The organism is Wenzhouxiangella limi (genome assembly GCF_010499265.1).
In the GTDB taxonomy this organism is placed as follows: Bacteria; Pseudomonadota; Gammaproteobacteria; order Xanthomonadales; family Wenzhouxiangellaceae; genus Wenzhouxiangella; species Wenzhouxiangella limi.
Genome location: NZ_JAAGSC010000023.1, coordinates 219665 through 229616 on the forward strand (window position 1 = coordinate 219665; position 9952 = coordinate 229616).

Sequence of the window (9952 nt, forward strand, 5' to 3'; positions counted from 1 at the left end):
AGTGAAAGTCAGGGTATATCCTGTACGAATGTCTCGTCCGGGCCCGATTCTGCTGCTTGTCGTCCTGACACTGCTCGCGCTGGCGCTCGGCTGGCAATGGCTAGCCACACAGGGTGTTTTGAGTGCTGAGCTTTTGCAGCAATGGATTTCTGTACCACGGGCTTACCGCGACAGTCCATGGATGGTGTTCCTGGTAACCGGTGTTTTCTGTCTGTCCTTGCTGGTCATGTTTCCGCTGACGATTCTGGTGGTGCTGTGCGGCTTGCTTTTCGGTCCAGCCTGGGGGTTTGTCTATGCTGCGGTGGGCACACTCAGCTCTTCGGTCGTAACTTACTGGATCGGCAGGCGACTCGGTCACACTGCGCTGATGAGCTTTGGCGGCCAACGCGCCCGGGACGCGGCAAGCTTCTTGAACGGTAAGGCGCTTCCAGCCATGACCCTGATCAACCTGCTTCCACTGGCTCCGTTCACGCTGACCAACCTGATGGCCGGGGCGCTTCGGTTGCGGTTTCGTGATTATCTGGCCGGCTCTGCTCTGGGCATTCTGCCCGGTCTGGCCGCCGTCACCCTGATCGGCAGCGAGCTGGCAAGCCTGATGCGTGCGACCGACAGACGGGATGCGATCCTGTCACTTGGCATTTTGCTGGTGCTTATTTTGTTTCTTGTGCTGCTTCGACGTCGAAGCTACCGGCCACGCGCATGATACTGGGCCATCACACGGACGTAAAAGTTTCGCACGTTCCGGGAAAAAGCACTGATATCGTGTGTGCGAACAAGCTCAAGGGCCCGCCGGCTCAGGCGTTCACGCAGATCTGAATCGCACAGCAAGCGCTCCAGTTGGCCGCCCCACGCGTCGATGTTTTCTGTCGTCTTGAAGCCGGTCTTGCCCTCCTGAACCACGTCATCGATACCACTGGACCGTACCGCCAGCACAGGGAGACCGGCGGCCATTGCCTCCAGAATCACCATCCCCTGGGTCTCTGAGCGCGAAGCGAACACAAAGACGTCGGCCAGCGCATAGTAGCGATTCATATGCTCAGGCTCCACGCTGCCGGCCAGGATCACTCGATCTTGCAGGGAAAGCTCTCCGATGAGGGTTTCCAGCTGACCGCGTCCCGGACCCTCACCAACCAGCAACAGTCGGAAAGGCGGCAGGTCGGCGCTTTTGATCTTTTTCAGACACCGCAGCATGAAACCGATATTCTTTTCCTTGCTCAAACGCGAAACGCTGATCAGGACTAGCTCTGTTTCTGCAATCCCTAGTCGCTGGCGAAGGCAGGCCACTTCTTCTGCCGATGGCATCTGCTCGTCGCCCAGATCAATTCCGGTTGGCTGAATCAATGTCGTGGTCTTTACGCCAACCATGCGCAGGTATTCTTCCGCCGACTGCGTCGGGACAATGACGCCGTCGCATTTGTTTGAAAAGCGCTTGATCAGGTAGTGCGAGATCAAGTTGCGAAACAGCGGGCCGGGCAACGGAACGAAATGAGCGTAGTGCTCAAGGCGAGTGTGATAGGTATAGACGACGGGCACCCGAAGCCGACGGCCGAGAAACAGCCCGACCGAGCCCAGCCAGAATGGATGATGAACGTGAATAACATCAGGACGAAAGGATCTCAGCCGCGTAAAAAGCTGCAAGTGGAATAAGTTCGACAATCGGAATTCACCCTTATTGCCGAATGCAGCTAACGTTGGCGCTCGCTCAACGGCTGGATCACTCCTGGTATCCCGGTCGTAACGAGGCACAAACAACAAGACCTGATCACCCAAGGCCTCAAGTCCGCGGCGTAGCCGATCAACAGACACCGTTATTCCTGAAACGAACGGAAAGTAATTGTTCGAGTACATGGCTACGCGCAGAGATCGGTCTCGATACGGTGCCTCATCGACGTCGAAATCAGGATAGTAATCCTTGTTTTCGAAAAGCAATCGGTGCAGATAAACCGCAAGCAGCGCCAGAGCAGTAATAATGAGCAGGAAGCGAAGGAAACTGACATGGAAGAACGCATAAGTCGCCGACCACATCCCGTCAAGAACGCGACGCCATGCCGGCAGATGAATATCAAAAAGCACCGGCTGAATGCTCACGCTCTCGCCAGCAACAGTAACGTCGACAAAATGATGGAAAGGTGTTTCGCCGGTAACGAAAGGCCCGCCGGCTCCACCGGTGGTGATGTACTCCACACCGTCGATAGTCAAGCGAGAATAAACGGACAGGTTAGCTGAGAAAACCACGTCGACTTCATGGCTCTCCAGCAGATCCATCAGCGGTCGGCGGAACGCCTCGTTATCCAGGTAGTTCTCAGACTCGAATACGGGCGTTTCCTGGAGCGGCGGATGCAGCGGTGTGCCGATGAAAACAAAACGGTTTTGCAGGTTCGGAAGGGCCAGTTCGCGCTCAAGCCACATGAGTTGCCAGGCGGTATCGGATTTACCCGTCCCATCCAAAAAAACAAACAGCGAATCCTTCAGCCGGAACGAGAAAAAATGGGGCCCGAACTGTTCGTAAAAGCGATAGCTACCAAAGTCGCTATACTCATTTTCACCGAACGTCAGCAAATAGGGCGGCTCAAGGCGACGGAAAAGCCGGTGGATCGCGCGGTAACTTTCTTCACGGCCCGAAGAGACGGCATTTCCCGCTGAAACAACGAAATCATAATCTCCGGCGTTGATCACCGGCACAATCTCTTCACCGAATATTCTGACTGAATTATTCACGTTGCCGACGACGGCAAATTTCAGTTCATCATCTGAAGGGGCCGCCTCGGTAATCTTTGCCAGCTGGGCGGCATGAACTGATAGGAAATCCGGCGTAGCCAGGTACAAATAGGCCCGGTGAGCCAGCAACCCGGTCAGCAGCACCAGGCTGGTGAAGTAGAAGATTTTGAGCCATCGGTCGCGCTGGATCATGAAAAATCTCTGAGCAGCCCTGCCGTCGCTGCCCGACCGGGCGGCGCTGTATTGGCAACGGTTTTCATCCTCTTACCATGACCGTGAGCAGCGTTAGTAGGTAGATCACCAGAACCAGTGCGCTTTCGAACCCTATTCGACCGATGCCGTAGGTCTGGCGCCGGACCATTCCGAGTAGCAGAATAGACGTCATCAGAACGCTGACCAGGCCCCAGACCATCTGCCCCGGCTCCATATGGAAATAGATGGAACCATCCGGATATCCGGCGTCGGCGGCGGCAACGACCAGCATGTTGAAGCAGTTGGTACCGAAGATATTGCTGACCGCCAGGGTCAGCGCCCCGGCACGCACGGCCGCGATCGTCGTCACGAGTTCAGGCGAGGAGGTGACCAGCGCGGTAAACACCCCGCCGACCAAGGTCTCGGAAAGTCCGGTCTGGTCGCTTATGACCTTGGCCGACTCCATCAAGACCCAGCCGGCAATCGCTGTGACGATTGCCAGGCCGACGAAAATCATCCAGGCTTTTGCCAGGCCGCCGCGCGCATGTTCTTCGGGTTTGTCCTGTACCGTCTGCCGAGTACGGCGGGGAAACCACATCGGATGCTCCTGGGCGCCGCGAATAAGGTACAGTCCGAACAGATAGGAGCCAACGATCACCAGCGTGATGGGGTGCAAACCCCACAGTGACGCCGACGGCGTTGCAATCGCAAGCATCGGCAGCGTCAGCAAGACGATCAATAACGCCGCCTGCATGAGCGTGCTCGACGATGCCGCGGCATGCTCCAGATTGGCCTTTCGATAAACCGCGTCCGCAACGCCGAGGAACATGAGATTGGCGGCCATGCTGCCCATGACGTTGCTCATGGCCAAATCGGGCCGCGAATCGACCGCTGCGCTGAGGGTGGCAGCAAAATCCGGCAGCGAGGTGACGCCGGCGAGCATCAGAATACCGAACATCGCCTCGCCCAAACCGGTGCGGTCGGCCAGTTCGTCCGCGGTTCGGGCCAGATGAGTGCCTGCGACAACGATGCCCGCGGCGGCAAAAAAGAAAGACAGCAATGCGGGCGTCAGCGAGGAGAACACAGTCTATTCCGAAGCTTGTTTTCCATTACTCGAATGAACACTCAGTGCGGTGACGGTAAGCAGAATCAGTGCCATGCCGAATGTCTGCAACAGGGTTAGTCTTTCGGTCAAAACCACCACGCTGAACAACGAAGCGGTGACCGGCTCCACCATGGCAACGACCGCCGCGATCGCGGGCGCGGTGTTTTTGAGCCCCACGACATAAAACACAAATGACAATCCGGCTCCCAGCACGCCCAGGGCGACAAACAGCGGCCAGTCGCTTGTCGTCAAGGCTGTCAGTAACTGGCTGTTATCGGCCGGCCAGGCGAGCAGCACGGCCAGTATCGCAAACGCGATTGACAGCGTGGCCTGCGGACTGCCGTGCAAGGCTGCCCTTTTGAGTCCGAAAATGAACAATGTGTAGGAAAGTGCCGCAAGAAGCCCCGCTCCGACCGCGACGCGTGTGACACTTCCACCATCGATGTCATAGACTTCCGTCAGCAACACGATACCGGCGGTGACCAAGGCGACGGCAATCCACTTCAGCAGGGTGGGCGGTTCAAGCTTAAGGGCAAAAGAAATAAGGTATACAAACACCGGCGCGGTGTACATCAAAGTCGCGGCTACTGCGATACTGCCATGATCGATGCTCATGAAATAAAAAGTAAAATTGCCCGCAATACCGATGCCGGCAAGCACCGACCAGAACCACAACCACGGGTCTTTCAGTCCATTATCCTGCGGATGTAAAGCCAGCCATGCGCCGACGAATACCAGACCGATCGTACCCCGATAGAAAGACACGACCAGCGGATCCCAGCCGTCGGAAATCAGAACGCCACCGATGCCGCCGGACAGACCCCAAAAGAATGCGGCCAGCAGGACGAACGCCGCGCTGATGCTCATCGCCTGTTCTCCAGCCTGACTTGCCCGGGAAGCTGAATACGTCTCCAGCAACTAGCCATGCACCCAGACTAGCACGCAGCATTACTCAGTCTGCAGCAAGGTGCTCAAAGCAGTCGGGCAAGGCGACCGCGGAACGGTCAGGTTTCGACGACCAGCTGCGGCCAGATCTCCAGCCAGCGCTTGCTCGCCACCCGGCTCCGGAAATCCGCCGGCTTCGGGCGTTTTGGGTTGATCGTGACGGTGCCGGCCATCAGCGCGTCCAGGCCGAAAGGCGCCACCAGCGCGATGGCGCCGGTCTGGCTCCATCGGGCACCGACGGCGGTTTCCACCTCGACCCAGTAACTCATCGCGTCGGCCGTGGAGGCATACGGTCGATCGCCATTGCGCAGGTGCATGCGCGCCTGGTTCCTGACCGACCAGGGCAAATTGAGGCATTGGCGCAGGGCATGCTCGATTCCAAGATCCCGGGCTTCGCTGGCGTCCTCGGGGTCGAAGTACACCAGGTCGAGATCGTTGAGCGGCGTCGCGTGATCGAATCCGTGAAGCCGGTCCCAGACCAGGTTGCGCACAAAGCCCGCGGCCAGGCACCAGTCCGGCAGACCCATGTCGGCGGCGATCGCAAGCGCTGCCATGCGCGGCGCGTCCTGCACGAGCCAATGCGTGATCGTTTCTGCATGGCTTGCCGCTGGCTCGTGTATTTGGTCAGACATCCCTCTAACCACGGGCAGAGACCAGGCTGAAGCCCAGCCAGAGAACAACCAGACCGATAACGACGCTGGAAACAACGTAGCTTCCAGCGATCAGCACTTCATCTCGCCGTATCAGGTTGAACGTTTCTAGGCCGAATGCCGAGAACGTGGTAAAGCCCCCCGCAAGACCGGTGAAGAGAAACAGGCGTACTTCCGGCGAGAAAACATGGTGCTTGACCAGCAGGCCAGCCAGAACCCCGACCAGGGCGCAGCCGAGGACGTTGACCGCAAACGTGCCCACGGGAAATCGCCAGCCCACCGAGTGCTGGAGCGCCCAGGCGGAGAGAAGATAACGAAGGACAGAGCCCATAGCACCGCCCAAGGCAACGATCAAGACTGATTTCATGTGCGCTCACTCATTTCTCTCGGTCCGGTGGTTCGGTTACCTTAAATTCCGCAGCATCTCGCCGCCGGAATCACCGCGGCAAGAAAAAAATCGCCACGCAGAAGGGATTCCTTGCAGGGTTAAACGACGTTGGTTGGCCTCTTGATCCGGTCCCATCTTGATTGGCGTGTTATACGCCCAGCTGCCCGAGAATCGTCTCTAGATCCCTCAGGTCCGGATAGCTCACGTGGTGATCTACACCATGTCCGACCGCCACGAAACCATATCCAAGCTCCGCCGCGGCGATTTTGTCCCAAGCACCATCGCCGAAGTATGTTCGCCGCGTAATCACTCCCTGTGTTGCTCGTGACTCCGCCAGGCGCATAATTTCGGTGCGCCTGACCGCATCCGAACTGGTCGCCATGGGAAGACCGCTCGGATCGAGACCGATGGCGCGGAGCTTCAACACGGCTGTTTCGGCCCAACCGCCAGTGGCAATGCAGACCGCGACTTTCGGCGACCTGCGCAGAGCCTCTACCAGGGCCACGGCCCCCGGAACTTCCCGGATGAGGTGGGGGTGATCCGCGACGTACCGCTTGGTGCATTCGACAAACTTGCCCTGGACGTCTCGTGCCAAACGAGTTCTCTCATTGGCGTCGGGGAATCTCTCTATGATCTCAGCGAGAATGCCACTATCCGACACGTTCTGATACTGGGATAAATCGGCTTTTAGCTCAACGCCCAGCACATCCCGAATAACTTCCGCGTAAAGCTCTCCGTCAAAGCCGGCCGATGAGACAAGCGTCCCGTCTACGTCAAAGCATACAACGTGCATGTTTCGTACCCAAGCGCACAGCGTCCGCGTTTTTGTCTGGTTTGCAGCGCAGCGGAAAACAGTGCGAGGACATTGCCCCGGCGCAGGCTTTATCCGCGTCCGGGTTGAATGCATTTTCAGGCAGCTGCGGCATGGCCTGCCAAAATATGAATCCTTACATCAAAAGCCCACAAGAGATCCACCATGCAGTTTAATCAGTCTTGTCGTGGTTCAGACTTTATATTAGCTGCTTTACCCGCATCGGAAAGCGCTCAGGTTGCTCGATGATTTCCTCCGTCAAGTCGACATCGAGCTCGGGCCAATAGAAATGACCAGGCTGCGGTTCCTCGACATTGACTATCTCCCTCACGGGACGGTCTTTGAACCAAGGAAACTCGTCGTAGGGCAGAAACATTTCCTTTTCCCTAACCAAGAGCCAGATTCCAAAACCGGAGATATTAGTTACCTCAACGGGGGAAGAAGAAGAACCTATAACCACGTTCTCGAAATACTGTGGGGCTCATCTATCTCTCCAGCACATAACGTTTGGGTTAACCGGCCGCGCCGCTGAGCCAAACCGGCTTTGCCGCCGCGAAGCTTACCGGGGTCCGGTTGAACCCTTTGTTATGCGATTTGCTGCAAGGCATTGGCGAGATCGCGGCCAGCCGTAGGGGGAGGAAGGGGCTTGCCTTCCTGTTGATACAGCTCGATGGCTTCTTCTACGATCTGGCAAAGTTCGGCGAAAACCTCCTTTTCGTCCGTCCCGTGGCAACCTCCATAAAGCAGGCCCGGCGCGCTACCCACAAAACACTGATCCTCTTCGGACCATTCCACAACCTTGGCGTAAAGGGCACCTTCCTTCATTTCTTGGCCTCCTGGACCGCCTTTTCTACGGCCCGAATCTGGTACTTCTTGGCATCCTCTCCGAGTTTGCCAGAAATCGTCACAGGCTTCGACACTTTCGGGTGGACGAAATTCCGGTGGCTTCCCTTTCCACCGCGATCTTCGAAGCCCGCTCGTTTGAGGGATTTAATCAGCTCCCTGACTTTTGGTGGCACGTCACCTCCCCAGCTGATTCATTTGATCGCATAACGCCTTAGCTAAGCGGCGCGGCTTTAGCCGCGACCGGTGGAGGCCCGTAGGGCCGGAACGAACTTGAGCGCATTGTTAGCTTTCAGCGCTCCAATCTCTCACCAGCTTGCTGCGGCGAAGCCTTTGCTCACTGCGCATGACGTGCAAAATGTATACGCGACCCTGCACTTTGTCGTGCCGATAGATGATGCGGCATGGGGGCTCGATAAGCTGATGGTAACGCCACCCATCAAATTCCTGGGGTTTCGAGCCACTGTCCGGGTGTGCTTCGAGTTGATCCACATGCTCGAAAATTCGCCCAACGAGCTTTTTTGCCGCCGCTGAATTTTCAAGTGCTATGTAATCTGCAATAGCATCCAGGTCTGCCAGCGCGGGGGCAGACCAAATTACTTCAGCCATCGGGCCATCTTGGCCTTGGCTTGATCGTTCGAGACGGTGCGCCCCTCATCCACAGCGCACTCTCCCCGGGCTATCCCTTCCAACAGCTTCATCCTGGCCTGCAGCCTTTCGTAGCTGTCTACATCAATGAGATACGCCGAAGGCAGTCCATGCTGCGTGATCAGGATTGGCTCCTTGTCCTTGGCCAATTCCGACAGCAGATCCGTGGCTTTTCGTTTCAGAGTCGTGACGAGTTCAGTTCGCATATAGTGATACTAAAGTATCACAATGCTAAATGCAAGCACCCTGAAAGCTAACGTTTGGGTTAACCGGCCCCGCCACCGGACTTGCCCGGCTTCGCCGGCCCGGAGCTTTCCCGCTACCGGTTGAACCCTTTGTTAGGCGAGGGCGGCATGGGACGACAGAACATGAATCCTTGCATTAAAACCCCAAAAACAAGATATCTAGTGCTGCAGAGATTTCATCTTGTTTCTCGGCGAGGCTGCCGACTGCAGAACGCAATTCGCCTTCGGGTACAGCGGCCATGTACTGCGTGGCCATTACAATCTCTTGACCCTCAATGCTAAATACCGGATTAAGCCGCTGGGCAGGGGATGGCGCGGAGGATTTCGGCAACAACGGTACGACAACTCGCGTATTCAACCCGCTGAGAAGATCTGACTGAACGTCCAGAAGATAGCCAGCCTCTCCCTTATTCTTGAAGATGTCAAAACGGGCCATCAGAACTGGCGGTGGCGAGCCAGGGGCAAGCCGTTAGCTTCAACGTATGAGTTCGAGCTTGCCAGGGCGCTGGCATTTTCTTTAAGCCACTTCTCCTGCTTATGCATTCTCACGGCTTCCGCGATGCCGGCTTCCGCGGACCGTGATACATTGATTCCAAGGGTTTTCGCCTCTTTGAGAAGAGCACTATCCAGCGATAGGTTGGTTGGCTTACGGGTGGATTTGAGAGAATCAGCGGCCTGCATGGTTCGGTCCCGGTTCGAGTCAATGCGCTAATTATATGCCCATACCACACGCGCATCAAACATGCCTTCTATGGGGTCTTTTCGGCGGTGCGAGGGAATGCTCCAATCCAGTCGCATAACTTCTATGCTAAGCGGCGCGGGCACGGAGCCGGCCCGGCTTTGCCCCCTCGAAAGTTACCCCGCGTCCGCTTGAGCATTTTGTTGGGCGCTTAGTCGGCATGAAGCAACTCCTGCCGAAGTATCTCCCTAAGCTTGCCGGCAGTTAACGGCACATTCTCGTCATTTAGGGCTGCCCGGAGCGCCTCATTAATCGCGGTCTGATAGCCAATGCCTCTGGCTTCAGCCCGCGCTCGAAATGACTCAATAATGTCGTTGTCAAGCATGATGGTGATGCGGGTCTTCCCGGGAGATTCTACGGCAGGGCCTCGTTTACCCTTACTGAAGTCATACTCTTTACGCATGGTAGTTCCTTGCCTCGTTTCGGCTGGCTTTTCGCGCGGAAATGATTCGGACCCGATCATCCCGCGGGGTGTGGACTACGACCAGAATTCGTCCCAGGGAATCTGCGCCAAGAGTGACGAAGCGGAGCTCACCTTCCGAGTCGGGATCCTCAATGGTGAGGCCAAGTGGATCGCGGAGCGCCTGCTCCGCATGCGCAAAGCTGACGCGGTGTTTGCGGAGGTTAAATGCCGCCTTTTCCGGGTCGAATTCGATCTCCATGCGCCT

16 protein-coding genes are annotated in these 9952 nt (G+C 56.8%); 1 reads left to right on the plus strand and 15 read right to left on the minus strand.

Going from position 1 to position 9952, the window contains the following annotated elements; genetic code table 11:
* Positions 1-28: 28 nt before the first annotated feature.
* A complete protein-coding gene (locus G3I74_RS01170) occupies positions 29-703 on the plus strand; it encodes a TVP38/TMEM64 family protein (protein WP_164209271.1) in 675 nt (224 codons plus the stop codon).
* Here G3I74_RS01170 and G3I74_RS01175 read toward each other — a convergent pair.
* From G3I74_RS01175 to G3I74_RS01245, 15 genes are all read right to left on the minus strand, one after another.
* Positions 685-2910 carry a glycosyltransferase gene (locus G3I74_RS01175; protein WP_164209274.1) on the minus strand — a complete coding sequence of 742 codons (2226 nt, stop codon included), beginning with the start codon at positions 2908-2910 and terminating at the stop codon, positions 685-687. The two genes, G3I74_RS01170 and G3I74_RS01175, sit on opposite strands and share 19 nt — an antisense overlap.
* 64 nt (positions 2911-2974) lie before the next feature.
* Positions 2975-3994 (minus strand): sodium:calcium antiporter, encoded by a 1020-nt coding sequence (locus tag G3I74_RS01180; RefSeq protein WP_164209278.1) that lies wholly within the window; start codon positions 3992-3994, stop codon positions 2975-2977.
* Positions 3995-3997: 3 nt separating this feature from the next.
* Positions 3998-4882: a DMT family transporter gene (locus G3I74_RS01185; RefSeq protein ID WP_164209281.1), complete on the minus strand. Its 885-nt coding sequence runs from the start codon at positions 4880-4882 to the stop codon at positions 3998-4000.
* 137 nt (positions 4883-5019) lie between these two features.
* Positions 5020-5514, minus strand: coding sequence for a nucleotidyltransferase family protein (locus G3I74_RS01190; RefSeq protein WP_164209284.1), 495 nt, complete (start codon positions 5512-5514; stop codon positions 5020-5022).
* Positions 5515-5596: 82 nt separating this feature from the next.
* Positions 5597-5977 carry a fluoride efflux transporter CrcB gene (gene crcB / locus G3I74_RS01195; RefSeq protein WP_164209289.1) on the minus strand — a complete coding sequence of 127 codons (381 nt, stop codon included), beginning with the start codon at positions 5975-5977 and terminating at the stop codon, positions 5597-5599.
* 169 nt (positions 5978-6146) lie between these two features.
* A complete protein-coding gene (locus G3I74_RS01200; RefSeq protein ID WP_164209293.1) occupies positions 6147-6791 on the minus strand; it encodes an HAD family hydrolase in 645 nt (214 codons plus the stop codon).
* A 217-nt stretch (positions 6792-7008) separates the two neighbouring features.
* Positions 7009-7269, minus strand: coding sequence for a DUF2442 domain-containing protein (locus tag G3I74_RS01205; protein WP_164209296.1), 261 nt, complete (start codon positions 7267-7269; stop codon positions 7009-7011).
* 125 nt (positions 7270-7394) lie between these two features.
* Positions 7395-7634, minus strand: coding sequence for a hypothetical protein (locus tag G3I74_RS01210; protein ID WP_164209299.1), 240 nt, complete (start codon positions 7632-7634; stop codon positions 7395-7397).
* Entirely contained in the window at positions 7631-7828 is a 198-nt protein-coding gene (locus G3I74_RS01215) for a type II toxin-antitoxin system HicA family toxin (protein WP_164209303.1), read from the minus strand. The genes G3I74_RS01210 and G3I74_RS01215 overlap by 4 nt, the downstream gene beginning before the upstream one ends.
* A gap of 109 nt (positions 7829-7937) precedes the next feature.
* Positions 7938-8261 carry a type II toxin-antitoxin system RelE/ParE family toxin gene (locus G3I74_RS01220; protein ID WP_164209306.1) on the minus strand — a complete coding sequence of 108 codons (324 nt, stop codon included), beginning with the start codon at positions 8259-8261 and terminating at the stop codon, positions 7938-7940.
* A complete protein-coding gene (locus tag G3I74_RS01225; RefSeq protein ID WP_164209309.1) occupies positions 8249-8506 on the minus strand; it encodes a type II toxin-antitoxin system Phd/YefM family antitoxin in 258 nt (85 codons plus the stop codon). Before G3I74_RS01225 ends, G3I74_RS01220 begins: the two co-directional genes overlap by 13 nt.
* Positions 8507-8681: 175 nt before the next feature.
* Positions 8682-8981 carry a CcdB family protein gene (locus G3I74_RS01230; RefSeq protein ID WP_164209312.1) on the minus strand — a complete coding sequence of 100 codons (300 nt, stop codon included), beginning with the start codon at positions 8979-8981 and terminating at the stop codon, positions 8682-8684.
* Positions 8981-9226: a type II toxin-antitoxin system CcdA family antitoxin gene (locus G3I74_RS01235; protein ID WP_164209315.1), complete on the minus strand. Its 246-nt coding sequence runs from the start codon at positions 9224-9226 to the stop codon at positions 8981-8983. The genes G3I74_RS01230 and G3I74_RS01235 overlap by 1 nt, the downstream gene beginning before the upstream one ends.
* A gap of 209 nt (positions 9227-9435) precedes the next feature.
* The gene (locus tag G3I74_RS01240) at positions 9436-9687 is read right to left on the minus strand and encodes a BrnA antitoxin family protein (RefSeq protein ID WP_239056496.1); all 252 of its coding nucleotides are present in this window, start codon (positions 9685-9687) and stop codon (positions 9436-9438) included.
* On the minus strand, positions 9680-9952 hold a 273-nt coding region (locus tag G3I74_RS01245), incomplete at its 5' end, for a BrnT family toxin (RefSeq protein ID WP_239056497.1). The genes G3I74_RS01240 and G3I74_RS01245, both read right to left, overlap by 8 nt.